This is a genomic window from Ralstonia chuxiongensis, from assembly GCF_024158925.1.
In the GTDB taxonomy this organism is placed as follows: Bacteria; Pseudomonadota; Gammaproteobacteria; order Burkholderiales; family Burkholderiaceae; genus Ralstonia; species Ralstonia chuxiongensis.
Genome location: NZ_JAMYWC010000001.1, coordinates 804,811 through 828,746 on the forward strand (window position 1 = coordinate 804,811; position 23,936 = coordinate 828,746).

Genomic DNA, 23,936 nt, shown 5'->3' on the forward strand with positions numbered 1-23,936 from the left:
CGCACCAAATGCCGTGCTGGCGTGGCTATGTATACTTGCGAGCAAAATTTGCAGGCCGCAACAATTGCGACGCCGCACTCTCGCCTCGATTTATGTTCGTCCTTTTCCCGTTTTGGGCTGTTTTTTGGCCATTTGGACGCGCTTTTTGAATTCTTTGCGCCACTGATGACCCAGTCCTCCCCATCGTCCGCCCCCACCGTCGCCCGCGCTCAGGAACCCTGGAGTGTCGTGCTGGCCCCGAGCCTCGCTCCAGAAGAAACCATCCTGGCCGGGCTGCAGCTGGATTTGGACGCAAGGCTGCATTTTACCCAAGGGTGGCTGGTTGTTACGAACCGTCGCCTGATCGGCCAAGCCCCCGGCGAAAAGGATTTCCAAAGCTGGGACATCGCCTCTGGCACGACGCTGGCCCACAGCGACCACGCCGGCGTCGGCACGCTGGAGCTGTCCGACGGACAGCGCAGGCTGGCGAGCTGGCGCTACACGCTGGGCCACAACACCGACGCTCTGCGGCTGGCCGACGCGTTCGACGCCCAGCGCAATGCCCTGGCCACCGGTGCCCAAGCCGCGCACCCCGACGCGGAGATCTGCCCCACCTGCAAGGCGCCCCTGCCGCCCGGTGAAGAGAACTGCCCGCAATGCAGCCGCGAACAAGAGCAGCCGCCCTCGACCTGGGCGCTGCTGCGCCTGTGGCGCTTCGCCCAGCCGTATCGGTGGGAATTGCTGGCCGGTTTCGCCCTGCTGCTGATTGGCACGGCCGCCACCCTGGTGCCGCCGTACCTGACGATGCCCTTGATGGACAAGGTGCTGATCCCCTACCAGAACGGGCAACCGGTCGATTACCGCCTGGTTACGCTCTACCTTTCCGGCCTGTTTGGCGCCGCGCTGGTGGCCTGGGTGCTGGGCTGGGCGCGCACTTATCTGCTGGCGCGCGTGTCCGAGCGCATCAGTGCCGACCTGCGCACGACCACCTACGAGCACCTGCTCAAGCTGTCGCTCGAATACTTCGGCGGCAAGCGCACGGGCGACCTGATGGCGCGCATCGGCTCGGAAAGCGACCGGATCAGCGTGTTCCTGTCGTTGCACCTGCTCGATTTCGCCACCGACGTGCTGATGATTGCGATGACGGCGGTCATCCTGGTCTCGATCGACCCCTGGCTTGCGCTCGTCACCCTGGTGCCGCTGCCGTTCATCGCGTGGATGATCCACCTGGTGCGCGACCGCCTGCGCCACGGCTTTGAGAAAATCGACCGGATCTGGTCGGAAATCACGAACGTGCTGGCCGATACGATCCCGGGCATCCGCGTAGTCAAGGCCTTTGCCCAGGAAAAGCGTGAGGTGACGCGCTTTGCCGAGGCCAACAAGCACAACCTGGCGATCAACGATCGCGTCAACGCGGTCTGGTCACTATTTACCCCGACCGTCACGCTGCTGACCGAAGTCGGGCTGCTGGTGGTATGGATTTTCGGGATCTGGCAGGTCAGCCACGACGCCATTACCGTCGGTGTGCTGGTAGCGTTCCTGACGTATATCAGCCGCTTCTACACGCGCCTGGATTCCATGAGCCGCATCGTGTCCGTCACGCAGAAAGCGGCGGCCGGTGCCAAGCGCATCTTCGACATTCTCGACCACGTGTCGAGCGTGCCGGAGCCGGTCAAGCCTGTACACATCGAGAAGGTGGATGGCGCGATCGAGCTACGCGACCTGGGCTTCCGTTACGGCAACCGCGCGGTGATCCGCGGCCTGAACCTGTCGATCCAGCCGGGCGAGATGATCGGGCTGGTGGGGCACAGCGGCTCGGGCAAGAGCACGCTCGTGAACCTGATCTGCCGCTTCTACGATGTGTCGGAAGGCGCGATCCGCTTGGACGGCACCGATATCCGCTCGCTGCCCGTGTCGGAGTTCCGCCGCAACATCGGGCTGGTGCTGCAGGAGCCGTTCCTGTTCTTCGGAACGATTGCCGACAACATTGCCTACGGCAAACCCGGCGCCACGCGTGAAGAGATCGTTGCCGCCGCGCGTGCCGCCCACGCCCACGAGTTCATCCTGCGCCTGCCGCACGGCTACGACTCGCTGGTGGGTGAACGCGGCCAGGCGCTGTCGGGCGGCGAACGCCAGCGTATTTCGATTGCGCGCGCGCTGCTCATCAACCCGCGCATCCTGATCATGGACGAGGCCACGTCTTCCGTGGATACGACCACCGAGAAGGAAATCCAGAAGGCGCTCGACAACCTCGTGCAGGGCCGCACGACCATCGCCATCGCGCACCGTTTGTCGACGCTGCGCAAGGCCGACCGCCTGGTCGTCATGGATCGCGGCCAGATTGTCGAAGTGGGCAACCACGATGAACTGCTCGCGCGCGAAGGGGCGTACTACAAGCTCTATCAGGCGCAGGCCCGCAATGTCGATGCCGACACCGATCTGACCAGCGACGGCGAGCGCGTGGACGCCGCCGCGCCGGCTTACGCGCAGTGACCCTCCATTTGAAATGACTGCGATGCAAACGCCCGATTTCACCCTGAGCCGCAACGGCTTCGGCAAGCTTGTGATGACCCTGGCCGATGGCACCGTGCATGAAGGCGTGGTGCCCGTGCGCGCGTTTCCGATCTCTGCCGCCGGCGAGGGCTTGAGCCTGATGAGCACCGACGGCCGCGAGCTGGCATGGATCACACAGCCCGATGGGCTGCCCGCGCCGATGCGCGCGCTGATCGAAGCCGAACTCGGTGCGCGTGAATTCATGCCCGAGATCCGCAAGATCGTCGACGTATCGACCTACGCCACGCCCAGCACGTGGACGGTGCAAACCGACCGCGGCCAGACAGACCTCGTGCTGCGCGGCGAAGAAGACATCCGGCGCCTGACCGGCACCACGCTGCTCATTTCCGACAGCCACGGCATCCACTACCTGATCCGCGACCTGCTTGCGCTGGACAAGCACAGCCGCAAGATTCTCGACCGGTTCCTTTAAGCCCGCGCGGCCACACAACCGCGCCGCCGCGCCGCCGTTAGCGGGGTGCCGGCTGCACCGCAGTCATCACTTGGTCGAGCAGGGTTTCAGCCTGCTTCCAGGAGGCAGGCTGGTTGTAATCGCCCGCCGTGGTGACGATCACCATGTCGAGCCCGGGCACGATCCACAGGCGCTGGCCACCGTTGCCGATGCCACCGATCCACGCCTGTTCGGTGCCGCCAGCCGCCACCTTGCCGAGCCACCACTGATAGCCGTATTGCAAGCCCATGCCGGTATCGATGTGCGGGCGTGTTGATTCGGCGATCCACTCCGCGGGCACGAGTTGCCGCCCGTTCCACTGGCCGTGCTGCAGCACGAGTTGGCCGATGCGCGCGAGGTCTCGGGGGCGCAGGCGCACGCCGGCAAACGCCAGCGGGCGGCCACGGTAGTCGTCTACCCATTCCCAATCGGTGATGCCCAGCGGTTCGAACAGTTGCTTGCGCGCGTACTCCGGTAACGACGTGCCGACGCGCTCTGCCAACAATTGCGCCAGTACCGCCGTGTTGCCGCCGTTGTAATTGAACTGCGTGCCAGCCGGAGCCGCCATCGGGCGGTCGAACACGTAATGCGCCTGAGACGTGTGCCAGAACAGTCCGAACTCGTCGTTGTTCAAGAAGCTCGTCGCACGCCATTCGTTCCAGGCAAGGCCGCTCGACATCGACAGCATCTGCGAAAGCGTGATCGCCTCGCGGCCATCGCGATTCAGATCCGCCAGCCCGGGAAACAACGACAGCACTGGCGTGTCGAGCGGCGGCATCTTCCCCTGCCCTTGCGCAATGCCCCACAGCAGGCTCGTCACCGATTTGCTGATCGAGCGGATGTCGTGAAGCGTGCTGGCGTCGAACGTGCGCGTGGTGCGGAACAGGTCCTTCACGCGCTCATCCTTGCCGGCGTGATAGACCTCCGCCACCAGATGGCCATGACGCACCACGAGCAGGCTGTGGAAGTTGATATCGGCGTCGGCAACACTGCGCAAGACTGTGCAAAGGCGGCCGGAATCGAAACCGGCCGCAGCGGGGTCGGCCTCGGTCTGCCAGCCATCGTTCAACTGCGCGGGCGCGTCGCAGGGCGCTGCCTGGGCGCCGCCTACCGCGCAAACCAATGCCAAAGCGATGCCGATGCTGCGCAGTCGTAGCGTCATCCCAGCCCCCCCATTGATGGGGCCCAAGTATCGTAACCGGCACTTGCAAGTTCAAGTGCTCTGCGACGAATGGTCGATCTGGGCGACCAAACGGCAGTGGATCGGCCATCCGGAGGAGCCTCCAGCCCGTGGCGGAACCTGGGCCCGCGTTACCATGTCGGACCATTCTTATTCATCAGTCACATCACAGGCACCTATGGTCACACGTCGAACCCTTCTTGCCTCCGCATCCGTTACCGCCACGCTGGCGGCGCTCGGCATCACGCCCGAAGCGCTGGCCGCCAATCGCGTCAAGCTGGGCGATGCCGCGCCGTTTTCTTTCGATGCTCTGATCGAGCGCGCCCGCACGATGGCCGGCAAGCCGTACACGCCGCCGGCTACGGCGCCTGCCGACATCCTGGCCAAGATCGATTACGAGGCGCACGGCAAGATCAAGTTCGACACCGCCCACGCGCTCTTTGCCGACGGCCCGGGCCAGTTTCCGGTGACGTTCTTCCACCTGGGCACGTTCTTCCGCGCGCCGGTGCGCATGCACGTGGTGGAAAAAGGCGCCGCACGTGAGATCGTCTACGACGAGTCGTACTTCGACATGCCCGCCGACAGCCCGGCGCGCAAGCTGCCGCGCGGCAGCGGCTTTGCGGGTTTCCGCTTTCAGGAAAGCCGTCTGGGCGACCAGAAAAAGCTCGACTGGAAAAAGAACGATTGGGTCGCCTTCCTGGGCGCGTCGTACTTCCGCGCCATCGGCGAGCTGTATCAATACGGGCTCTCCGCACGCGGGATCGCGCTTGATGTTGCGCAGGCCGGCAAGCCCGAAGAGTTTCCCAATTTCACGCACGTGTGGTTCGACACGCCGGCAGACAACCGCGCCGATTCCGTGACGATCTACACGCTGCTCGACGGCCCGAGCATCACGGGTGCATACCGTTTTGTCATGCACCGCACGAAGGGCGTGGTGATGGATATCGACACGGCCATCTTCCTGCGCAAGGACGTGGACCGTTTCGGCATCGCACCTGCCACGTCGATGTACTGGTTCTCGGAAACCGCCAAGGGCACCGCCATCGACTGGCGCCCCGAGGTGCACGATTCCGACGGCCTGGCGCTCTGGACCGGCAGCGGCGAACGCATCTGGCGCCCGCTGAACGATCCGCCGCGCACGATGGCATCTGCCTTTGGCGACAACAACCCGCGCGGCTTCGGCCTGCTGCAACGCGACCGGGATTTCAACGACTATCAGGACGGCGTGCACTACGAGCGCCGCCCGAGCCTGTGGGTCGAGCCGCTGGAGGGCTGGGGCGAAGGCGCCGTGCAGCTCATCGAGATCCCGACCGACGACGAGATCCACGACAACATCGTCGCCATGTGGGTGCCGAAAGCGCCGGCGCGCGCGGGCAGCCAATACCGTCTGCGCTATCGCCTGCACTGGCTGGCCGACGAGCCGTATCCGACACAACTGGCGCGTTGCGTAGCCACGCGCATGGGCAACGGCGGCCAGCCGGGCCAGCCGCGTCCGCACGGCGTGCGCAAGTTCATGGTCGAGTTCAAGGGCGGCCCGCTGGAGAAGCTGCCCTTCGGCACCAAGCCGGAGGCAGTGCTCTCTACCTCGCGCGGCACGTTCTCATACGTGTTTACCGAAGCCGTGCCGAACGGCGTGCCGGGCCACTGGCGCGCGCAGTTTGATCTGACGGTCGACGGAAAAGAGCCGGTGGATATGCGGCTGTTCCTGCGCCTGGATGGCAAGCCGTTGTCGGAGACGTGGCTGTACCAGTACCACCCCACCATCAAAACGTCGCAAGTGTACGAATAGAAGAGGACACCTCCGCTTTATTGCGTGAGAATCACGGCCAAAAAGGGAGGAGTGCGTCGCAATAAAATCAACGGCTTGCGCTGGTGTTTTGAACACCATCCACCGCGCAAACGATATCTCTGCGTGGCGACGAGACATGGCACGCGATGCACTTCTTCAGAAAAAGAAGAGGAAATTTTTAGAGCAATTGATGCAACACTAAGCCCACCTCGGTGGGCTTTTTTTTTTGCGTGGCCGAATCACGCCGGTCCTCGTATCGCCCAAGACCGACGAAGAGAAGAAGATCGCAGAGGCCGTCTGCGCGCGCATGGCCGCAGACGCTGTTCGTCGCCTGCGTGTCGTCACACTGGCGCGCGACCAAGCCCGGCGAGATAGATCTGCTGTCGCTCGCCATCATCACCGGCGATCCGCCGCCCGATTCCAATCAAGCCGGAGAACACTGATGCGTGGTTGAACCCAGAGCCGCGCCCTCTGTCCGTGAAGCTGTAAAACGAGTCCTCAAAAGCCTCACTCCGCGCCTCAATACCCGACGAGGACCACCGCCCAGCAATTGAGTGTCCCTAGACCGTACATTTTTCCGTTTCATCATGGCGCATTGCCGAAAACAGTATTAAGTGGAACGCAGATTGGCCGATAAGAAGACGTACGGCCCAAGACCTTGCCCAGCTGTGTCGGCCAGATTGAGGAAATCACGCAGCCGAATGCACCAGTGGTGGAAGGAAGTTCAGCTGCCGCTCATACCGTAGCCAAGCAGACCGATGCACTGCGTCGCGCGCGCAATCTTCAAACTTGGGAACGGCACGTTGGCCGCTTGAGCGCCCCGCAACTGCGGTTCCCGGAATTTGGCAACAGAAGCGCGTGCCACAGGTCATTCGTTTTGCGCTCAGTTGTCGAATGCGGTGTCGCTCTTCTTGTTTCGCCGATATTTGTCACCACCCGATCTCATGCTCACACCGCTCATTCTGGTAGGTATTGTGATCATGTCCTGCCTGATGAGCGTGGGCATCCTCGGTTCGCTGCTTCGGACTGGGGTGCCCGGTATAGGCCGCTGGTGCGTCGCTCACGCACTTTTGGCCACTGCTTTGGCATGGATGTTGGCCGCCGGTGCTCAGCCAGGACAGTTCACCACCTTTGGAGCCGCGTTCATTGCTCTGACAGCCTTGCTGTTGCTCGTGCAGGGGATGCGGCAGTTCTTCGGCAAGGCTTACGCACGGCACGACGAAACCGCGGCGTTCGTCATCGCCTTCGCTGCGGTGGTGTACTTTACTTACGTGTCGCCAAACATGGGTGCGAAGATCGCGCTGGTATCCACATTGCTCGCCTATGCAAGGATCGCCGTGGGTACGTTGGCGCTGCGTCACGCGCCGCGTGACGGTGCGCGCTACCCTTATCGATTCGTTGCAGCAGCCGCTTTTCTGGGCGCGTTATTCCATATCGCGCGGGCCGTCGCCGGAGGCTTCGGTGTGCCGCAAATGGCCATGCTGGAGCCCTCGCCCTGGAACGTTTTGTTTCTCGGGCTCGCGATCGTCACATTGCCGTGCATGTCTACCGGGATGGTGATGCTTGCGCATGACCAACTTGCACGAAAGATGGAACAGCTCGCGAGTATTGACGAACTGACCGGTGCACTGATGCGACGCGCCTTCATGGAAAAGGCGAACGCCTTGCTTCGCGAGGCGGCTGCAAAGGGCACGCCGGTGTCGATCGCGATTCTGGACATCGACGAGTTCAAAGCCGTCAACGACGCTTTTGGCCATGCGGTCGGGGACCGGATCCTTAGACATTTCGCATCTGTTGTGTCTGCACGCCTGCGGTCGCGCGACATTCTTGGGCGTCTGGGTGGCGAGGAATTCGCGATTATTTGCGTGGATGCGCGCAAGCGAGACGCAGCCGCTTTAACAAATGAACTGCGGCTTGCCGTCGAACGATCGCCCAAAGATGGCGTGGGCTGTACGTTCAGCGCGGGCGTCGAAAGCGTCATGCCCGGAGATACGTTGGAGGTAGCCTTGGCGCGGGCGGACGCTGCGCTGTATCTAGCAAAGGCAACAGGACGCAATCGAGTCGTCACGGCGCCAGAAGTCGACGAACGCGACGTCGAAACGCTGGAACCGCACCGACTTTAAAAGCCAATTTCCTGAACCGACGATGGCGGAACTGTCGTTTTAAGAAGACCATCGCATCACTTCCCAACTCAAAACCAGTTCAACCAAGCGGCTTTCAATGGAGAGCACATTTCTCCCCTCTCATGGGTGGTTAAGTTTCTTGTCAATCCACTGATAATGAAAGCACGCAGGATGCTCATTGGTCCCTATCTTTGCGTCTCCTGCGCTTTCCGACGCTCATCCGAGGGTGGAGGCGTCAGCGCCCGAGTCGTGTGCAGTGGCGCTTTTTTTCCGGCAGAAGCAAACGTTTAGCAAAAATGAGCAGGGCCGATGTCCTGCCGCATCAGGGACCGACGTTGAACGATGTCAGCCAGAACAACCCCGCCGGCTCTGCCACCCGATCCCAGCTGTATTTAGGCGGATCAGACAGCCCGCTACATCGGCATGCTCATCGTCTTGCAGGCCGACGACGTCAAAGAGCCGGTCGTCATCTCTGCCGGCAGCTATCGGTGCAAGCGCGCCCGCGCGCTGACTGACTTTGCACGGGCGTCGGCGCAGATTTCGCATTTGATTGAGGCAGGGGTGTAGGCGTTTGGCTGGGGCTCGCATCGCTAGGCGAGACGCCTGGAGCGGTGCGGGGTTGGCCGCTATCGCCCGAATGAAATCATCCGACCCATGGATGCGCATTGCACGCAGAGTGGGCATTCACGACGATGTGGCAGAGGCATCAAATGCAGAGTTGGCGAGATGTCTGACCATCAAGTCAACGAATGCAGACAAGCGGTTAAGCCGCCTCAAGTCACGGTGGTAGCCCATCCATATCTCGCGATGCGGTGGTTCTGCGTCCAGCTCCAGCCGACGGATACCGTGGGTCTGGTCACCCAGCGGGCGCGGCAGCACCGCAATGCCCATTCCCATCGCGCACATCTGCGCTTTGACGTTTCGGTTGTTCGAATGCAGCGCGACTCCTGCATTCGGAAACATTTCTCTCAGCCACGCCGTATCCGGAAACGAACCACTTAGCACATCCGGCGTGATCAGCCGATATCCGCTGCCGTCGCCAGCGATCGGGGCGGGCCCGGTGGCAGACACATAGACGCCATAGCGCATCTGGAGCAACCGCCGTTGGACGATGTCCTGCTCCTCGAACGGGACAATGCGAAACGCTACATCAGCCTCCCGTTGCGCCAGGTTGAACAGGCGCGTTCCGGTGAGCACCTCGATCTGGACTTGGGGATATTTGGCCGCATACGCCGCCAGCACCGGAGGCAACACGTAGGCGCCGAACCAGTCGGCAGACGTCACGCGTAGCGTGCCGTCGAGCGCTTGTTGTTTGCCGGCCAGTCTCCGCTCCATCGCCAGCGCTCCCTCTTCGATCTGCTCGGCAAGCGGAAGCACTCCCATCCCTTCTTCAGTCAGAACGAAGCCGTCGGCCGTCCGCTGGAACAGCACCTGCCCTGTGGCTTCTTCCAAAGCGCGCAATCGCCTGCCCACGGTCGGGTGGCTTAGGCGCAGAGCCCGTGCGGCGGCACCGAGCGTTCCTGTGCGAGCGACAGCAAGAAAGATCCTGACATCACTCCACTCCATGCCACCCCCTTACAAAAATGAACGGATGGTGTTCATTATATTCAGTTGATGAACAGTATCGAACGTTGCGAGACTACGCTCCATCGCATGCCGAACGATCGGCTGCAGCAACGGCCTGGTTGGCTCCGTTCGAGCTAAGGCCTGACTTCTGGAGCAAGCAAAGCAAATGGAAATCGGAATCATCGGCCTTGGTGCGATGGGCCGGGAAATCGCACGCAACCTGGCTGCAGCCGGCCACAAGGTTGTCGCATGGAATCGCTCGGGCGGGAGCGTCGCAGACGTGCGAATGGTGGATACGCCAATGCAAGCATTGCAAGCCGACATGGCATTGACCATGTTGTCCGACGACTCGGCCATCCGCAGTGTGCTGATGGAAGGCGATCTGCTGGCGCAGGCAAGACCTGGCTTGGTGCATGTGGTGGCGTCCACGATCTCGGCTGCGTTTTCACAAGAGCTGGCGGATCATCATCGCGCCCACGACATCGCCTTTGTCGCCGCGCCGGTACTGGGACGGCCTGATGTCGCTGCGCGGGCGGAGCTCAACATTCTTGCCGCCGGTGACCCAGCCGCGATCGATAAGGTCATGCCTGCGCTGGAGCTGATCGGTAAGCGCATCTGGCGCATGGGCGACGATCCGCGCATGGCCTGCGCCGCTAAATTGGCGTGCAACATGATGATCAGCTTCGCGATCGAAGCGATGGCCGAAGCGGTGGTGCTGACCGAAGCGCATGGTGTGCCGCGGGAACGCTTTCTGGAATTGATCCTCGGCACCTTGTTTGGCTCTCGCCCCTACCAGACCTACTCCGGCAACATCATCAAGAACGAATACCCGCCAGGCTTCAAGGCGACACTGGGCCTGAAGGATCTGCGGTTGGCGAAAGAAGCCGCACGGGACGCCAACGGCGAGCTACCTATGCTCGACGTCGTTTATGCACGCATGCAGGACGCTGTGGATGCCGGCTACGGCGACCAGGACTGGTCGGCGATGGTCAGAGCCACCTTGGGTGGGAATTGAAGTCCGTGGCCATATTGCTATCAAACCCAACTGCACGCCCGCTGCGCCGCTTAGACGCCGATGCGGACACCGATACAGAAAAGACAATCATGAAATATCGACATGCAATGACCAAGCTGTTTGCCCTGTGCAGCCTTCTGACGATGTCCCTGCTGCTGCAGTGTGCAGCCCACGCGGCCGCTCCCTTTGCACGTACATCAGCGCCGGGCTTTTTCCGTTTCATGTTGGGCGCTTACGAGGTGACGGCGCTCAATGACGGCACGCTGGAATTGCCGGTTGACCAGTTTCTGACAAACACCACCGCGCAAAAGGTCGACGACGTGTTGGCCGAGAATTACCTGCAAAGTCCGCTCGAAACGTCCTACAACGCCTTCCTGATCAATACGGGTGCCAAACTGATTTTGATCGATACCGGCGCAGGAAACATCTTCGGCCCGCACCTGGGGAAGCTGGCAGCCAACATGAGGGCATCCGGTTATGCGCCGTCCCAGGTGGATGAAATCTACATCACGCACATGCACGCAGACCATATTGGTGGCCTGACGACGGATGGAGAAATGCGCTTTTCCAATGCGATCGTCCGCGTCAATCGTCGTGAGCTGGATTACTGGCTGAGCGAGGCGAACATGGCCAAGGCGCCGGAGGGCAATCGCGGCGACCAAAAGGGCAGCTATCGCCGTGCCATGGCGATCATGGAGCCCTACATCAGGGCGGGCCGCGTGCAGCCGTTTGACGGCGAGCAAGAGTTGAGCCCCGGCATCCTGGCGTACCAGAGCGCTGGACATACACCCGGGCACGTGGGCTACATGATCGAGAGCCGGGGACATCGCTTGATGGTGGTGGGAGACATCGTCCATGTCGCGGCCGTTCAGTTTGAAGATCCGACGGTCACCGTTTCGTTCGATAGCAACAGCCAGTTGGCCGAACAGGAACGCATCAAGGAATTCACCCGCATCGCCAACGACAAGATACTTTTCGCCGCCGCTCACGTGCCTTTTCCGGGACTGGGGCATTTGCAAGCGGATAAGCATGGCTTCCGTTGGATTCCCATCAACTACTCGGCTGGGAAATAAGTCTCAACAGACGCAGCGATCCAACCGCTCGACGACGACCTGGCTGACCTGGACCACCGGCACGATGTCGGTGTAGTTGGCGATGTCGCCCAGGATCTCGCCGCAGTGCGGCCTGTCGGATCTGATTGAGGCGCGGGTGTAGTGCACCCGGCCGCGGCCGCCGCTCACGGTTGAGCGGAAGGCCAACCCCGACCTATACGCCAATTGCCCGCTACAGGCCGTGCAGAAACTCGATCACTGCGGTATTCACACGTTCTGGTGCCTCTTGCTGCAGCCAGTGGCCGGCTCCTTGGATGATTTGAGAGCCTCGTAGGCCCGGCACAAGCTTGGGCATCATGCTGATGATTTCTTGCATGCCAGGTATTGCTAGCCCAGTGTCATATTCGCCGACCAGGTAAAGGGCAGGCGTCTGGACCTGCAGCCCGCTGAAGGCGGCCTGAAGGTCCCAGTTTCGATCAAGGTTCCGGTAGTAGTTCAGACCACCGCGAAACCCCGAGGCCGCAAACGCGCTCACAAAGACTTCGAAGTCGTGTTCGCTGAGCCAGGTCGGTAGCGCAGCAGGTTGCGGCAGAGCGTCGAGTAGCCCTGCCTCTCGAGGTACGAGACCGAAAGGGTTAGGCGTGTTGATGTCGCGCGGACCCGCGTCGCCCGATGCCCAGAAATAGAGTTTGCGCAGCGTAGTGGCAACGTCGGCCTCAAACTCTCTCTCCGCGTATCCCGGTTGCGCAAAGTAGTGCGTGTAGAACCACGCCTGCTGCATCACGGGAAACAGTTTGCTCGGCGTCAGCGGAGCCCTGTCCATCATCGGAACTCCGAGCGCGACCACAGCGCGAAAGCGATCCGGCCGCACCAGCGCAGCCTGCCATGCAATGGTTGCGCCCCAGTCATTGCCCACCACGACCGCGTTTTGCTCTCCTAGAGCCTCGACGAGCCCCACAAGATCACCAATGATATCCAGCGTCGTGTACTGCGCTTGCTCAGCCGGACAATCACTTCGGCCGAAACCGCGCATATCTGGGGCGACCGCGCGAAATCCCGCGCTCGATAACGCAGCCAACTGGTGCCGCCATGCGTAAGACGTCTCGGGAAACCCATGAAGAAGCAGCACCGGTGGCCCCGCTCCCTGTTCGGCGACACCCAAGCGGATGCCATTGGTTTCAATGAAGGTCTGGGTGAATGTCTGCATGGTCACGCTCCAATCGTTGCCGAAAACCGTGACAAATCGTAACATCAAATGTCACAATTAACCTGCTTGACCAAGATGAAACGGGACACAAGGCTCGCGAGACTTCTCCATGTACTCATTCACATGCACCTGCGTGGCGGTACGACGAATTCCGAGACCATCGCAAGGATGCTGCACACGCAGCCGTCGCTCGTTCGACGCACGATGGCCGCGCTGCGTGAAGCCGGTTATGTCGAATCAATAGCGGGCCCCGGAGGTGGTTGGTCGCTCGCCCGAGAACTGAGCGACCTTACTGTGCGTGACGTATATGCGGCTATCGCGCATAAGAACGCATTCTCGATCGGCAGAGCCGAGGACAACCCGGCGTGCCCTGTGGAATCAGCGGTCAACCGATTCCTCGACGACGCGCTGGGGGCGGCAGAAGCCGCATTGCTCAATCATCTGGCCCAGATGCGCCTCTCCGACATCGCCGATGTGCGTGAGGGCGCAAGATGATTGAGGCTCTCATCGCCAGTGCGGCGGGTGGCGTCGGAAACGCCATCGCGGCGGTCAACGACTCAGGTGTGGCACTCCCGCCTTTTTTACTGGTAGGAAACTGTCACCACCGCGAGCGCGGATTCCACTCCCGGCGCGCGCGACAAAGTCAGCGTGCCGTTGTTTGCCGCCAGCAAGCTGGCCTTGAAGCCGGCGTACTTGACGAGCACGTCCGGCTTGTCGCGCGAATCGCCCACTCGCAGAGGCTCGAGCGATAACGCCGCGCGCGCCTCCACCGACACATCAACCGGCACCACCCGCACTGCAGCCGAGCGAAAGTCCAACACCACTTGATCGCCGGACGCGGATTCGCGCGCCTGCAACGCGTTTCCCGCACCGATTGACTGCTGCACAGGCTGCACGCGAAACCCGGCCTGGACGATGGCGCCAGTGAAATAAATCACGCCGCCCTGGGTGCCGCCCGCCAGCGCGCAACCGGCTCCGAGGGCCGCCACTGCGGCGACGGCCGTTGCCTTGTAGACCTTCAACATGAGGACCCCGATGTGTTGCATCCGGCCGCCTTCAGACGGACCGGCGCAATAGTTTTTTACGATTTTCATCGTCCTCAGGATCGATCTCATTGTGGATTGCGGGCATCCCTGATTGCGGGTCAGACGGCGAAGCCCGCAGATGCGCGCCTCTCACGGCGCCGGCCACACCTCCAGCGCCTGCATCAACTGCTTGCCCAGCGGAATACGCTTGGCCATGTCGCCCTCGCGTGGCATGTCGATGTTCAGCGCGAAGGCATACACGCGCCCGGCACGCTCCACCCAGCCGACCCACCAGCCGATTTGCGGCTGGTATTCCGTGGCAACGCCCGTTTTGGCATACAGCGCGGCATCGCCCTGCTGCTCGATCAACAGCATGCGGTAGACCATGTCCCAGGTGCGCGGCTTCACCGGCAACTGCTTGAGCGCCATGCGGCTGGTGAAGCGCGCCTCTTCGAATGCGGAAATCTCCAGCGGGCCGCGTAGCCAGAATTGATCGATCACGCTGCCGAGTTGGCGATTGCCGTAGTCGAACGCATCGACGTAGGCCTGCATGCGTTCAAAGCCCACGCGACGCGCCACCTCCTGGTAGATCGGCACGGCCGAAAGGCGGATCGCCTCGGGCAACGCCATGTCGTGCTCCCACTGCTTGTAAGGCTGTGGCTTGCCGCCGTAAGGCAGCACCTCCTGATCGTCGCGCACGGCGCCCGTATCGAAGGCGATCAGGCTGTTCGGAATCTTGAACGTGGATGCCGGGTGGATGCGCCGCGCGGCCCGCGCCGGGTCGACGACGTACGTGCGATCGGCGCTGATGTCCATCAGCACGAAGGTGCCGGAGACGCCGGCAGCGTCGAACACGCGCTTGAGGTCATTGCGCACGACCAGCTCGGCGTGGGCAGTGGCGCTGCTCATGGCAACGGCGCAGGCCGTGAGGGCAAACGCGAAGGTCTTCGACCAGCGAGAGAACATGAAACGCTCCTTGAAATGGGTGGATGGCTGCCGGCAACCGTCGATGCGCAGATAAGCCAGCGCTGCGCATCGTAGGGAGCGCGCCATGCCGCCGCCAGCGTGCACGCCAAGCCTCACGTCACGCGCGTAACGCCTGTAACAATCGGCTTGGCGCACAATGGCGCCACGTTTTGTTTCGCTTCGCCTGATTGCCTGCATGACGCCGCCTGCCCTGCCCGCCCTCCATGTCGAGCTGACCACCCCGCAAACCGTGGATGGTCGGCGCGCGCCGTTCCAGAGCCTGTGGCTGCTGGTGCGGCTGGCATACGCGCATCGTCTGTCGCCGGAACAACCGCTGGTACGCCTGGCCGACCTGCGGGGCGCCGTGTCGGACGCCAGCACGCAGCGCATGATGATCAGCCGCGCGTTTCGCGACTGGCAGAACTGGGGCGTGCAGGCCGGCTGGGGCGAACAGCGCGACCGCGAGCCGCGCTTCCTCAACGCAGACAAGCGCAGCCAGGGGCCGTTCTGGCTCTCGCCCGAAGACGCAGCGCGCGTGGTCTGTGTGGTTGAAGGACGGATTGCCGATGACGCAGATGTGCGCGCCTTCCTCGGGATTGCCGTGCCGGATGGCAGCACGGACAACAGCACCGAAGTTAATGCCAGCGCGCTGTCCGGCCCGGCCCCTGGCACGCCCAACCCCGTGTTCTGGCACGCCTTTCTGACCGCGCGCCACGCCATGCGCGAAGGCCGCCTGTTGCATGCACTGGGCGCCAGCACCGGCGCGTCTGACACCGAGCGCGGCGGTGCTCTGCTCGCGCTGCGCCACGCCAGTGACGCCGCCGACAACGACTTCCAGCGCGCCCTCGTCACCCTGGGTGAGGCGATGGCCGCGCGACGCCTGGGCGACTCCACACGCGCCAGTGCCCTGCTCTCGCAACTGCGCGCGCACCGCCGGCAGCGGCACGTGCTCGGCAACGATTACCTCGCCGCCATGGAGCGCATCGTCACCGCGTGGTGTGCGTATGACCGCCGCGACCTCGACCTCGCTGCCGGCCTGCTCGCTCGTCTGGCCGATGCCGAGCCCGGCCGCAGCCTGCTGCGCTATCACCCGCAGATCCGCTTCGAGTGGAACAATCTCAGCGCCCTCATCGAGCGCGCCCGCCTGCTCTACGCCGATGCCGACGGCATTGCATTGGACGTACGCGCCCAGGCCGCACAGCGCATCGTCGCGCAATTCGAAACCGCGCTGGCTGCCGCACTGGAAAGCCAGGCGTCCGACGCTGTGCAGCAGGTTGCCGCCAACCTCGGCATGACGTGCTGGCTGCTGCGCGATGTGCTCGGCAACTTAGCGCATGCCGACGGCACGGTCGATGCCGTCCGCTGGTTGGCCATGAGCGAATGGCAAGCGCTGCGCAATGGCGGGCCGCTGCAATCGGCGTGGAACGCCATCGCGCTGATGCGGATTGCTCGGGCCGACACGTGCCGCGCTGCGCTTACGTTGACCGACCTGCGCACGCAGGCCGGTCCATTTGCAGAAGCCTTTGATGCGCGCTACTGGCCGCAGCGCTGGACCGACGTGGCGGCACTGCGCCTGCGCGAACACGACAGCGGCCGACATCGCTACGGCCATGTGCAGGTGAGCGGGTTGCTACTGGAACTGGCATGGTTTGCCCACGCAGACGGCGATCACATCACCGCCCGCACGACAATGGACCGTCTCTCCCAAGCCATGCAAGACCTGGCACCACACGATCGCGCGTACTTCGTCCAGGCGCTGAAGCAGCTTACGCACACGGCAGAAGCGGCGCCTTAAGCTGCGACCCAAGCAGATAGACGGACGGAAAATTTCGTTGCATAGCTAATGATCAGTCGCTAGACTACCGCACATGTTCGATCATTGCCTCTACTTCAACACCACCGCACTGGCGCGCTCTGTCGAGCGCGAATGGACTGCCGCGTATGCGCCGTTCAGCCTGACGCCGCCGCAAGGCTTTGTGCTGCGCGTGGTACTTAAACAGCCCGGGGTGCTCAACCGCGAATTGGCCGAAGTGCTGGGCATTGCGCGGCCCACCGCCACACGTCTTGTCGACGGCTTGATCGCCAAAGGTCTGGTAGAGCGCCAACCCTCCGCAGAGGATGGCCGCGAGTGGAACCTCTTCCCCACGGATGCCGCGCGCAAACTGGAAACCGCGTTGCAGGCCGCGAGCGCCAAGGTGGCACGGCGCGTGCGCGAGCATGTCGGCGCCGGGGCGTTCGACGATACGGTGCAGGCCATCCGTGAGGTCCGCAGTGCACTGAACACGTAAAGCAATCGGGGGCGGCATGTGCCGCTTTTTTGATTGGCAAATAGTTGCATCACTACGCATATAACCCAGGAGGAACCCGTATGGTCACCGTTCTCGTCACCGGCATCGAGCCATTTGAATCCGACCCGACCAACCCATCGTGGGACATCGCGCAGGCGCTCGACGGCACGCAGGTGGATGGCGCAGTCATCGTGGCGCGGCAGTTGCCGTGTGTGTTTGGTGTTGCCAACGAGAGGTTGGTGGAAGCGATCGAGGAGACATCGCCCACCCTGGTACTCGCGCTCGGGCTGGCCTCGGGCCGAACCGAGATTTCGGTAGAGCGCGTGGCCATCAACGTGATCGACGCGCGCATTCCTGACAACGCGGGAAACCAGCCCGTTGATACGCCCGTGGTGGCCGATGGGCCGGCGGCGTATTTCTCCACGCTACCGATCAAAGCGATCGTGCAAACGCGGCGCGAGGCCGGCGTGCCGGCGGGCGTGTCGCAGAGTGCAGGCACATATAACTGCAACCACCTGTTCTACGGTTTGATGCACCACTTTGCCACGCGCGCACCACACATGCGTGGCGGCTTCATCCACGTGCCGACGACGCCCGAGTTGGCGGCGCGGCATGCGGGCCGGCCAAGCCTGTCGATCGATACCCAGATCAAAGGGATACGTCTGGCGGTGCGTACGGCGCTGGCCACGCAGGCAGATCTCAAGGTAGCCGGCGGTGCGGTGCACTGACACACGCAATGGCAAGTGGCTGACCCGACGCTACAGGCCAGCCACGCTTCTTCTTTCGCGCGAAAACCCTCAGGCCACCAGCGGCATGAGCAGCATCCGCGCTGCCAGTTCCTGTCGAAAGCTCTCCAGGGCCCGCGCGGCGGAATCGGCCCCGCGTGCCGTGTTCTGCAAGCGGATGCCTTCCACCTGATGGATGCCGACCGTGGCAAACACATAACGCAGGTATGGCATCAGAAAATCGGTCTGCGCGTGGGCGCCATCAAAGTTGCCGCCGGAAGCAGACACCACCAGCACCGAGCGATCGGTCAGCATGCCCACCTTGCCCGTCGGCGTGCGCCGGAACGTGCGTTCGGGCCGCACCACCAAGTCAATCCACGCCTTCAACGCCGAAGGCACTGTGTAGTTGTGCACCGGCGTGGAGATCAGCACGGCATCCGCTGCTTCCAGTTCGCCGATCAGCGTTTCCGACAGCGCAAGCTGCGCGCGGTGCGCCGCGGTGCGGTCGGCATCGGGCATGAGGCTGGCCTCGACAAAGCCGGCATCGGGATGCGGCAGCGGCGTCGCGGCCAAGTCGCGCTCAATGATTCGCAGGCTACCGACGGCTTCGGCCAATTGTGCAATCACCAACTGCGCGCCACGCCGGCTGTGCGAGCGATCGTCGCGTGGGCTCACGGTCACGTGGAGCAACGTTGTCATCGTGCAACTCCGGGTTGCATGTTCATGCCAAAGCGCAAGGCGCCTGCAAGCAGCCCATTGCGATAGTAGAAGCGATGGCCGAGCACGTTGGACAGCGGCGTGTCGAGCACGAGCCGTGCACAGCCCAGGCGCTCGGCTTCAGCCTTGAGGTGGTCCATCAGCACGTTGCCGAGGCCGCTGCTGCGCAGGTTGGCATCGGTCACCAGATCGTCGACATACAGGAACGAACCGTAGACGAGGTTCTCCTGCTGCCGATAACCCGCCAGAGCGACCGGCACGCCCTCGCGCCAGACGGCGATGAGGCGATAGCCGTCTTCCGCCTGCCGGCGCCAGCGCGCGGCCAGCTCGTCGGCGTTGGCAAGATGCGGCCGCAGTTGGTGCATGACGGGAAAGCACGCACGCAACGCGGCCTCGTCTTCGATGGGGCGGATGGTGTCCATGGTCATGCTTCCTCTGCGGCCACGGCGGCGGGCACCTGCGGCGCAAAGCGCATCGCAACGGCAATACGGTTCCACGCCTGGATGTTGGCGACAGCGGCCGTGAGGAACGCGACTTCCGTCCTGGAGAAATGCCGGAGCACGGCGTCGTATTGGTGATCTTCCACGCCGTGGTCGGCGGCGCGGGCCAGGGTGGTCAGCGCTTCCGTCCAGGCCAGCGCGGCCCGCTCGCGCGGCGTGAAAACCGCCGGTGTGTCGCGCCAGACTGCCACCAGATCGAGCTTGGCCGGCGCCACGCGCAGCTTGCGCGCCAGGTTCAAATGGAACTGCACGCAGAACGCGCAGCCGTTGATTTGCGAGGCACGCAGCTTGACGAGCTCGGTCAGCGGCTTTTCCAGCCCTGAGGCGTCCACCGCCTTGCCAAGCGCCTGCAACGCCGGGGCCACGCCGACGGCGGTGTCGACAAATTCCGTGTAGTCCATGCGAGGGGAGAGATCTTCCATGTCTGGCTCCTGCTGAAGGTCCGGGTTGGAGGAATGGTAATATCAGTGCTCGAACATCATATTCGAACTCTAACATCATGAGCAAGCGCACCCCTGCCGCCGGCAAGGAAAACGACCCGCCCCGCAACTCGCCCTCCATCCCCGAACCCGGACAGGGCAAGCGCGGTGAAGAAGGCTATCTTGGCTATCTGTTGCGCCAAGCCAGCGCCGCTCACCGGCTACGCATGGAGCGCGCCATGGCCGACGTGGGTGTCACGCTGCCGCAATTCCTGGTGCTCACGATGCTCCGGGCCTACACCGGCATCTCGAACGCCGACCTCGCCCGGCTGACCATGCTGACGCCCCAGACGGTAAGCGTGATCGTGACCAACCTGGAGCGCAGCGGCGCCATCACACGCCGGCCCCACGCCGTGCACGGCCGTATCCAGCACATCGACGTCACACCGGAAGGGTCGGCCCTGCTTGCCGCGTGCCGAGAACGCTCGGGCGGGATCGAGCAGGACTTGCTGGAAGGGTTCTCGCCCAAGGAAGAAGAAGTCGTGCGGCGTTGGCTCGTACACGTCGCAAGACTCGGTAGCGACAAATCCGCCCCCTGATCCGCGCGTCTTTTTCCTCCGCTGTCCTTGACTTCTGGATCGCCGCCACTATCATGCGATGTATCTTAAGATATATCTGATGATGCTCTTCAGGAGAATGGCAATGCGCGGATGGTTTGGACATCACCACAAAATGTGGATTCAAAAACACTTCATGATGGGTCGCCACGGCCATGGCGGACACGGTTTCGGGCGTGGCATGGGCGGCTTTGGCGGCCCCGGCGGCTTCGGGGAAGGCGATGACGAAGGCGGCAGCCCGTGGCGCGGCCGCCGGCTCAGTTCGGCCGACTTGCAGCTCGTGCTGCTGGCGCTGCTCAAGGGCACGCCCCGCCACGGCTATGAATTGATCAAGGCGGTGGAAGAACATTCGCTCGGCTTCTACACGCCAAGCCCGGGCATGGTGTACCCGGCGCTGTCGTATCTGGAAGACCACGGTTTTGCTTCCGTCACGGTCGAAGGCAACAAAAAGCGCTACGGCATCACGCCCGAAGGCGAAACATGGCTGGCCGAACGCCAGCACAGCGCCGACGCCATCCTCGCGCAACTGCGCGCCATGGGCGAGCGCGTGAAGCGCATGAACGAAGCCATGGCTTTCGACCGCGAAACCGACAACGCCGCCGAGTGGACTGACACGGGGCACGACCCGCTGCGCACCGCGCGCTGGCGCCTGAAGTTCGCCCTCATGGAAAAACGCTTCGCCTCGCGCGAAGAACAGCAGCGCGTGGCAGACATCCTGCTACGCGCTTTGAAAGAAATTACCGGCGAGCGGTAAGCGGCAAGCAGCAGCATCCGTCCAGCCGCCCGGGGGATGTTTCATCGCCCGGGCACCGCCTCGGTCCCCGGGTCACAGCCCTGGTCCATTTCGCAGCCATCTATGTTTGCCTTCAATCGCACACAAGGTCTCATGTCGCAGCTGCTCAGTTCTGTCAAACCCGCCACACGCCGCATGCGTGTGCGCGCAATCCATACCCTGTCGCCGCGCATGCGCCGCGTGGTGTTTACCGGCGTAGCCGCTGCGGATCTCGCCGATCTAGCGGGTGCCGCACCGGGCGCAGCCATCAAGCTGATGTTTCCGCACGATGCCGCAGGCACCGGCCGCACGCTTGGGCGCGCTTACACCATCCGCCGCTATCACGCCGCCCGTGGTGAACTCGAGATCGATTTCGTCGTGCACGACGAAACGCCCGCCACGCAGCACGGCCCGGCAGCACGCTGGCTCGAACACGCCGCCCCGGGCGATGAAGTGGAATTTGCCGGCCCCAAGCGCGGCTTCCGCGCCGACCCCGCCGCACCGTGGACGCTGCTCATCGGCGATGAAACTGCGTTGCCCGCCATCTTCGCAATTCTGGAAACCTTGCCCGCGCACGCGCAGGTGCTGACCTATATCGCCATTGGCGACGCCCGCGCCAGACTGCCCCTGGAAGGCGCCTTGGCAAGCCACCCGCGCAACCGCAGCATCCATTGGGTAGAGAGCGATACGGCGCACGCCGGCGCCATGATGGTCGGCGCACTCAGCGCCCAGCCCATGCCGACCGGCACGCCCCAGGTGTTCCTGGCCGGCGAGGCGTCCTTGCTCAAACAGGTCCGTACGCTGCTCGAAGGCGCCTGGGCCGTCCCGCGCGACGCCATCGACGCAAAGGGCTACTGGACGGCGGGGCTCTCGCGCGAAGAACGCAAGGCGGCCGAGGCGCGGTGATTTTCGAGTCGCGTCAAATGGCGATTTCGGCACTTGGCGCGGCGCCCCGCACCCAATCGCGCAGGAGGCGCTGTCCGTAAAGCAGCGCCGCGTCCATCGCTTCGCGCGGCGAGCCAAACGTACATCCGGGCCGCACCGGTTGCGAGCCCGACAACGATTGCCCTTCCGCGCCGCGGAACACCACCTCGACACGCGCCTCCCAGCCCCGCCCGCCGGCGGGAACCACACGCGGGACGATTTCAACGTCTCCACAGATCTTGTGCACCTTGTTCCTCCATCTGCAGCGCCTGAACGGCGCATTGTCAGCAAGGTAGCAACGGCCATGCCCATCTGGGCAGGACCGTACGATTTGATCGAGATCAACTGCCGACGCCCGCATCATCTTTAGCCCGTCGTAGGCGTGCCGATGGAAAGGAGGAAAGCGCGTCTCTCGCGCGCCCCTCCTTCCGTCCATCTGCGCCCACGAAGCGCGGCACAACCATGCGCAAGAATCTGCCGGTCACCCAAGCCGAAACCGCCCTCAACCCGACGGACTACCTCATCTCCCGGACTGACCTCAAAGGCCGCATTGTTTTCGCCAACCCGGCGTTCGTGCGCGTCAGCGGCTATTCGCAGGAGGAACTGGTGGGTGCGCCGCACAACCTCGTGCGCCACCCTGACATGCCCGAAGCCGCGTTCGCCGACTTGTGGGCCACGCTCCAAGCCGGCAAGCCGTGGCGCGGCTTCGTCAAGAACCGCCGCAAGGATGGCGGCTTCTATTGGGTGCTGGCCAACGTGACGCCGGTGTTTCAGAACAACTCGGTGGTCGGCTATACGTCCGTGCGTTCGATGGCCACGCCTGCTCAGATCGCGCGCGCGCAACGCGCCTACACCGCCATCAACGAAGGCGACACGTCGTACACCGTGCGCGCCGGCCGCATTCTGCGCACGGGCTGGCGGCGCGCCGCGAATCTGTTCCAGCTCGACAGCCTGCGTTTCAAGGTGATCGGTCTGCAAACACTGATTGCGTCGGCCATCCTGGTTGGTACGCTATGGGCGCACATCGCGCTGGAAGCCGCCGATCTGCATGGCGCAGCGTGGCTCGTGTTCAGCCGCGACTGGCTGTGGCTCACCGGTGTGGGTTGCGCGGGGCTGGCGACGATGTCTGGCGTGCTGCTTGCGCGCACGCTCATCCGTCCGCTGGAAGAAGCCGCCATGCTGGCCACACGCTTGGCAGCCGGCGATCTGACCACCGTGGTCGAAGCCCGCTCCCACGACGAGCTGGGCGAAGTCATGCGCGCCATGGCGACCATGCGCGCGAGTCTGTCGTCCATCGTGCGCGACATCCAGGACGGTGCCGCCAGCGTCGCGCACAGCACGCTGCAGATTTCGGCCGGCAACCACGACCTGTCTGCCCGCACCGAGCAGCAGGCTGCCGCGCTGGAAGAAACCGCATCGAGCATGGAGGAACTGACATCGATGGTCGCGCAGAATGCCGACCACGCCCGCGCCGCCAGCGCGCTTGCCGAGGAGGCCTCCACGATCGCGGCCGACGGCGGCCAAGTCGTGCAGCGCGTCGTGCACACCATGGACGCCATTCGCGCAGACAGCCAGCGCGTGACCGAGATCATCGCCACCATCGAGAGCATCGCGTTCCAGACCAACATCCTTGCGCTCAACGCGGCTGTGGAAGCCGCCCGCGCGGGCGAAGAAGGCCGTGGCTTTGCAGTCGTCGCTGGCGAGGTCCGCAGCCTCGCGCAACGCAGCGCACAGGCCGCCGCGCAGAGCAAGGAGATCATCCGCGCATCTGATCAGTCCGTGCGTGATGGCGTTGACCTCGTTCACAAGGCTGGCGCCACCATGACGCAGATCGTGCAGTCGGTGCAGACCGTCACGCAGCTCATGTCGGAAATCTCGGCCAGCTCGCGCGAGCAGAGCAGCGGCATTGCGCAGATTAACGCGTCGGTGTCGCAGCTCGATGGGGTCACGCAGCAGAACGCCACGCTGGTGGAGGAAGCGGCGGCGGCCACCTCGGTGCTGGCGCGCCAATCGGAAGATCTGAAGCACGCCATCGCGGTGTTCCGCGCGTAGCGCCGCAGCGGGTGCG

Annotated in this window: 24 protein-coding genes and 1 pseudogene; 15 read left to right on the top strand and 10 right to left on the bottom strand. The window is 63.4% G+C overall.

The window, feature by feature from the left end; translation table 11 throughout:
- Nucleotides 1-165: 165 nt before the first annotated feature.
- Both NKG59_RS03470 and NKG59_RS03475 read left to right on the top strand, forming a co-directional pair.
- Complete coding sequence (locus tag NKG59_RS03470; protein ID WP_253535290.1) at nucleotides 166-2,472, top strand: cyanophycin metabolism-associated ABC transporter; 2,307 nt, start codon at nucleotides 166-168, stop codon at nucleotides 2,470-2,472.
- A 22-nt stretch (nucleotides 2,473-2,494) separates the two neighbouring features.
- Entirely contained in the window at nucleotides 2,495-2,965 is a 471-nt protein-coding gene (locus tag NKG59_RS03475; RefSeq protein WP_253535685.1) for a cyanophycin metabolism-associated DUF1854 family protein, read from the top strand.
- A 37-nt stretch (nucleotides 2,966-3,002) separates the two neighbouring features.
- Here the strand turns inward: NKG59_RS03475 and NKG59_RS03480 are convergent, their stop codons facing one another.
- Nucleotides 3,003-4,145, bottom strand: a complete 1,143-nt coding sequence (locus NKG59_RS03480; protein WP_253535292.1) for a serine hydrolase domain-containing protein — start codon at nucleotides 4,143-4,145, stop codon at nucleotides 3,003-3,005.
- Nucleotides 4,146-4,341: 196 nt separating this feature from the next.
- Here NKG59_RS03480 and NKG59_RS03485 point away from each other — a divergent pair, with 196 nt between their 5' ends.
- From NKG59_RS03485 to NKG59_RS03495, 3 genes are all read left to right on the top strand, one after another.
- Nucleotides 4,342-5,952 carry an OpgD/OpgG family glucan biosynthesis protein gene (locus NKG59_RS03485; RefSeq protein WP_253535295.1) on the top strand — a complete coding sequence of 537 codons (1,611 nt, stop codon included), beginning with the start codon at nucleotides 4,342-4,344 and terminating at the stop codon, nucleotides 5,950-5,952.
- 944 nt (nucleotides 5,953-6,896) lie between these two features.
- Complete coding sequence (locus NKG59_RS03490; RefSeq protein WP_253535297.1) at nucleotides 6,897-8,075, top strand: GGDEF domain-containing protein; 1,179 nt, start codon at nucleotides 6,897-6,899, stop codon at nucleotides 8,073-8,075.
- Nucleotides 8,076-8,498: 423 nt separating this feature from the next.
- Nucleotides 8,499-8,642, top strand: coding sequence for a hypothetical protein (locus NKG59_RS03495; protein ID WP_253535299.1), 144 nt, complete (start codon nucleotides 8,499-8,501; stop codon nucleotides 8,640-8,642).
- 117 nt (nucleotides 8,643-8,759) lie between these two features.
- Here the strand turns inward: NKG59_RS03495 and NKG59_RS03500 are convergent, their stop codons facing one another.
- Complete coding sequence (locus NKG59_RS03500; RefSeq protein ID WP_253535301.1) at nucleotides 8,760-9,641, bottom strand: LysR family transcriptional regulator; 882 nt, start codon at nucleotides 9,639-9,641, stop codon at nucleotides 8,760-8,762.
- Nucleotides 9,642-9,807: 166 nt separating this feature from the next.
- On the opposite strand from NKG59_RS03500, the gene NKG59_RS03505 reads away from it, so the two are divergent.
- Nucleotides 9,808-10,656 (top strand): NAD(P)-dependent oxidoreductase, encoded by an 849-nt coding sequence (locus NKG59_RS03505; RefSeq protein ID WP_253535303.1) that lies wholly within the window; start codon nucleotides 9,808-9,810, stop codon nucleotides 10,654-10,656.
- A 107-nt stretch (nucleotides 10,657-10,763) separates the two neighbouring features.
- On the top strand, nucleotides 10,764-11,729 hold the full coding sequence (locus NKG59_RS03510; RefSeq protein ID WP_253535305.1) for an MBL fold metallo-hydrolase: 966 nt from the start codon (nucleotides 10,764-10,766) through the stop codon (nucleotides 11,727-11,729).
- A 3-nt stretch (nucleotides 11,730-11,732) separates the two neighbouring features.
- Here the strand turns inward: NKG59_RS03510 and NKG59_RS03515 are convergent.
- Nucleotides 11,733-11,840: pseudogene (locus NKG59_RS03515) on the bottom strand (EthD family reductase); the annotation flags it as partial.
- 100 nt (nucleotides 11,841-11,940) lie between these two features.
- On the bottom strand, nucleotides 11,941-12,915 hold the full coding sequence (locus NKG59_RS03520; protein ID WP_253535307.1) for an alpha/beta fold hydrolase: 975 nt from the start codon (nucleotides 12,913-12,915) through the stop codon (nucleotides 11,941-11,943).
- A 75-nt stretch (nucleotides 12,916-12,990) separates the two neighbouring features.
- Here NKG59_RS03520 and NKG59_RS03525 point away from each other — a divergent pair, with 75 nt between their 5' ends.
- Nucleotides 12,991-13,410 carry an RrF2 family transcriptional regulator gene (locus tag NKG59_RS03525; RefSeq protein WP_253535686.1) on the top strand — a complete coding sequence of 140 codons (420 nt, stop codon included), beginning with the start codon at nucleotides 12,991-12,993 and terminating at the stop codon, nucleotides 13,408-13,410.
- 86 nt (nucleotides 13,411-13,496) lie between these two features.
- On the opposite strand, the gene NKG59_RS03530 is transcribed toward NKG59_RS03525, so the two are convergent.
- Together NKG59_RS03530 and blaOXA are read right to left on the bottom strand one after the other, a co-directional pair.
- On the bottom strand, nucleotides 13,497-13,940 hold the full coding sequence (locus NKG59_RS03530) for a hypothetical protein (protein WP_253535308.1): 444 nt from the start codon (nucleotides 13,938-13,940) through the stop codon (nucleotides 13,497-13,499).
- Between the two features lie 150 nt (nucleotides 13,941-14,090).
- Complete coding sequence (blaOXA, locus tag NKG59_RS03535; protein WP_253535309.1) at nucleotides 14,091-14,906, bottom strand: OXA-60 family carbapenem-hydrolyzing class D beta-lactamase; 816 nt, start codon at nucleotides 14,904-14,906, stop codon at nucleotides 14,091-14,093.
- A 196-nt stretch (nucleotides 14,907-15,102) separates the two neighbouring features.
- Here blaOXA and NKG59_RS03540 point away from each other — a divergent pair, with 196 nt between their 5' ends.
- The 3 genes from NKG59_RS03540 (at nucleotide 15,103) to pcp (ending at nucleotide 17,922) form a co-directional block, all read left to right on the top strand.
- Nucleotides 15,103-16,701: a hypothetical protein gene (locus NKG59_RS03540; protein WP_253535310.1), complete on the top strand. Its 1,599-nt coding sequence runs from the start codon at nucleotides 15,103-15,105 to the stop codon at nucleotides 16,699-16,701.
- 73 nt (nucleotides 16,702-16,774) lie between these two features.
- Nucleotides 16,775-17,194 (top strand): MarR family winged helix-turn-helix transcriptional regulator, encoded by a 420-nt coding sequence (locus NKG59_RS03545; RefSeq protein WP_045205386.1) that lies wholly within the window; start codon nucleotides 16,775-16,777, stop codon nucleotides 17,192-17,194.
- Nucleotides 17,195-17,274: 80 nt separating this feature from the next.
- Nucleotides 17,275-17,922, top strand: coding sequence for a pyroglutamyl-peptidase I (pcp, locus tag NKG59_RS03550; protein WP_253535311.1), 648 nt, complete (start codon nucleotides 17,275-17,277; stop codon nucleotides 17,920-17,922).
- A 69-nt stretch (nucleotides 17,923-17,991) separates the two neighbouring features.
- On the opposite strand, the gene NKG59_RS03555 is transcribed toward pcp, so the two are convergent.
- The 3 genes from NKG59_RS03555 to NKG59_RS03565 are packed head-to-tail and all read right to left on the bottom strand — an operon-like array spanning nucleotide 17,992 to nucleotide 19,558.
- Nucleotides 17,992-18,618: an FMN-dependent NADH-azoreductase gene (locus NKG59_RS03555; protein WP_253535312.1), complete on the bottom strand. Its 627-nt coding sequence runs from the start codon at nucleotides 18,616-18,618 to the stop codon at nucleotides 17,992-17,994.
- On the bottom strand, nucleotides 18,615-19,064 hold the full coding sequence (locus NKG59_RS03560) for a GNAT family N-acetyltransferase (RefSeq protein ID WP_253535313.1): 450 nt from the start codon (nucleotides 19,062-19,064) through the stop codon (nucleotides 18,615-18,617). Before NKG59_RS03560 ends, NKG59_RS03555 begins: the two co-directional genes overlap by 4 nt.
- Nucleotides 19,061-19,558, bottom strand: a complete 498-nt coding sequence (locus NKG59_RS03565) for a carboxymuconolactone decarboxylase family protein (RefSeq protein ID WP_253535314.1) — start codon at nucleotides 19,556-19,558, stop codon at nucleotides 19,061-19,063. The genes NKG59_RS03560 and NKG59_RS03565 overlap by 4 nt, the downstream gene beginning before the upstream one ends.
- A 77-nt stretch (nucleotides 19,559-19,635) precedes the next feature.
- On the opposite strand from NKG59_RS03565, the gene NKG59_RS03570 reads away from it, so the two are divergent.
- From NKG59_RS03570 to NKG59_RS03580, 3 genes are all read left to right on the top strand, one after another.
- Entirely contained in the window at nucleotides 19,636-20,154 is a 519-nt protein-coding gene (locus NKG59_RS03570; RefSeq protein ID WP_253535316.1) for a MarR family winged helix-turn-helix transcriptional regulator, read from the top strand.
- A gap of 103 nt (nucleotides 20,155-20,257) precedes the next feature.
- Complete coding sequence (locus tag NKG59_RS03575; protein WP_253535319.1) at nucleotides 20,258-20,926, top strand: PadR family transcriptional regulator; 669 nt, start codon at nucleotides 20,258-20,260, stop codon at nucleotides 20,924-20,926.
- Nucleotides 20,927-21,028: 102 nt separating this feature from the next.
- A complete protein-coding gene (locus tag NKG59_RS03580) occupies nucleotides 21,029-21,850 on the top strand; it encodes a siderophore-interacting protein (protein ID WP_253535321.1) in 822 nt (273 codons plus the stop codon).
- A 13-nt stretch (nucleotides 21,851-21,863) separates the two neighbouring features.
- Here the strand turns inward: NKG59_RS03580 and NKG59_RS03585 are convergent, their stop codons facing one another.
- A complete protein-coding gene (locus tag NKG59_RS03585; RefSeq protein ID WP_045205394.1) occupies nucleotides 21,864-22,115 on the bottom strand; it encodes a hypothetical protein in 252 nt (83 codons plus the stop codon).
- A gap of 215 nt (nucleotides 22,116-22,330) precedes the next feature.
- Here NKG59_RS03585 and NKG59_RS03590 point away from each other — a divergent pair, with 215 nt between their 5' ends.
- Entirely contained in the window at nucleotides 22,331-23,920 is a 1,590-nt protein-coding gene (locus NKG59_RS03590) for a methyl-accepting chemotaxis protein (protein WP_045205395.1), read from the top strand.
- The last annotated feature ends 16 nt before the right edge of the window (nucleotides 23,921-23,936 follow it).

Coding starts and splice junctions, on each gene's coding strand:
- NKG59_RS03470 (WP_253535290.1), top strand. CDS start 166: ATGACCCAGTCCTCCCCATCGTCCGCCCCCACCGTCGCCCGCGCTCAG.
- NKG59_RS03475 (WP_253535685.1), top strand. CDS start 2,495: ATGCAAACGCCCGATTTCACCCTGAGCCGCAACGGCTTCGGCAAGCTT.
- NKG59_RS03480 (WP_253535292.1), bottom strand. CDS start 4,145: ATGACGCTACGACTGCGCAGCATCGGCATCGCTTTGGCATTGGTTTGC.
- NKG59_RS03485 (WP_253535295.1), top strand. CDS start 4,342: ATGGTCACACGTCGAACCCTTCTTGCCTCCGCATCCGTTACCGCCACG.
- NKG59_RS03490 (WP_253535297.1), top strand. CDS start 6,897: ATGCTCACACCGCTCATTCTGGTAGGTATTGTGATCATGTCCTGCCTG.
- NKG59_RS03495 (WP_253535299.1), top strand. CDS start 8,499: ATGCTCATCGTCTTGCAGGCCGACGACGTCAAAGAGCCGGTCGTCATC.
- NKG59_RS03500 (WP_253535301.1), bottom strand. CDS start 9,641: ATGGAGTGGAGTGATGTCAGGATCTTTCTTGCTGTCGCTCGCACAGGA.
- NKG59_RS03505 (WP_253535303.1), top strand. CDS start 9,808: ATGGAAATCGGAATCATCGGCCTTGGTGCGATGGGCCGGGAAATCGCA.
- NKG59_RS03510 (WP_253535305.1), top strand. CDS start 10,764: ATGACCAAGCTGTTTGCCCTGTGCAGCCTTCTGACGATGTCCCTGCTG.
- NKG59_RS03520 (WP_253535307.1), bottom strand. CDS start 12,915: ATGCAGACATTCACCCAGACCTTCATTGAAACCAATGGCATCCGCTTG.
- NKG59_RS03525 (WP_253535686.1), top strand. CDS start 12,991: ATGAAACGGGACACAAGGCTCGCGAGACTTCTCCATGTACTCATTCAC.
- NKG59_RS03530 (WP_253535308.1), bottom strand. CDS start 13,940: ATGTTGAAGGTCTACAAGGCAACGGCCGTCGCCGCAGTGGCGGCCCTC.
- blaOXA (WP_253535309.1), bottom strand. CDS start 14,906: ATGTTCTCTCGCTGGTCGAAGACCTTCGCGTTTGCCCTCACGGCCTGC.
- NKG59_RS03540 (WP_253535310.1), top strand. CDS start 15,103: ATGACGCCGCCTGCCCTGCCCGCCCTCCATGTCGAGCTGACCACCCCG.
- NKG59_RS03545 (WP_045205386.1), top strand. CDS start 16,775: ATGTTCGATCATTGCCTCTACTTCAACACCACCGCACTGGCGCGCTCT.
- pcp (WP_253535311.1), top strand. CDS start 17,275: ATGGTCACCGTTCTCGTCACCGGCATCGAGCCATTTGAATCCGACCCG.
- NKG59_RS03555 (WP_253535312.1), bottom strand. CDS start 18,618: ATGACAACGTTGCTCCACGTGACCGTGAGCCCACGCGACGATCGCTCG.
- NKG59_RS03560 (WP_253535313.1), bottom strand. CDS start 19,064: ATGACCATGGACACCATCCGCCCCATCGAAGACGAGGCCGCGTTGCGT.
- NKG59_RS03565 (WP_253535314.1), bottom strand. CDS start 19,558: ATGGAAGATCTCTCCCCTCGCATGGACTACACGGAATTTGTCGACACC.
- NKG59_RS03570 (WP_253535316.1), top strand. CDS start 19,636: ATGAGCAAGCGCACCCCTGCCGCCGGCAAGGAAAACGACCCGCCCCGC.
- NKG59_RS03575 (WP_253535319.1), top strand. CDS start 20,258: ATGCGCGGATGGTTTGGACATCACCACAAAATGTGGATTCAAAAACAC.
- NKG59_RS03580 (WP_253535321.1), top strand. CDS start 21,029: ATGTTTGCCTTCAATCGCACACAAGGTCTCATGTCGCAGCTGCTCAGT.
- NKG59_RS03590 (WP_045205395.1), top strand. CDS start 22,331: ATGCGCAAGAATCTGCCGGTCACCCAAGCCGAAACCGCCCTCAACCCG.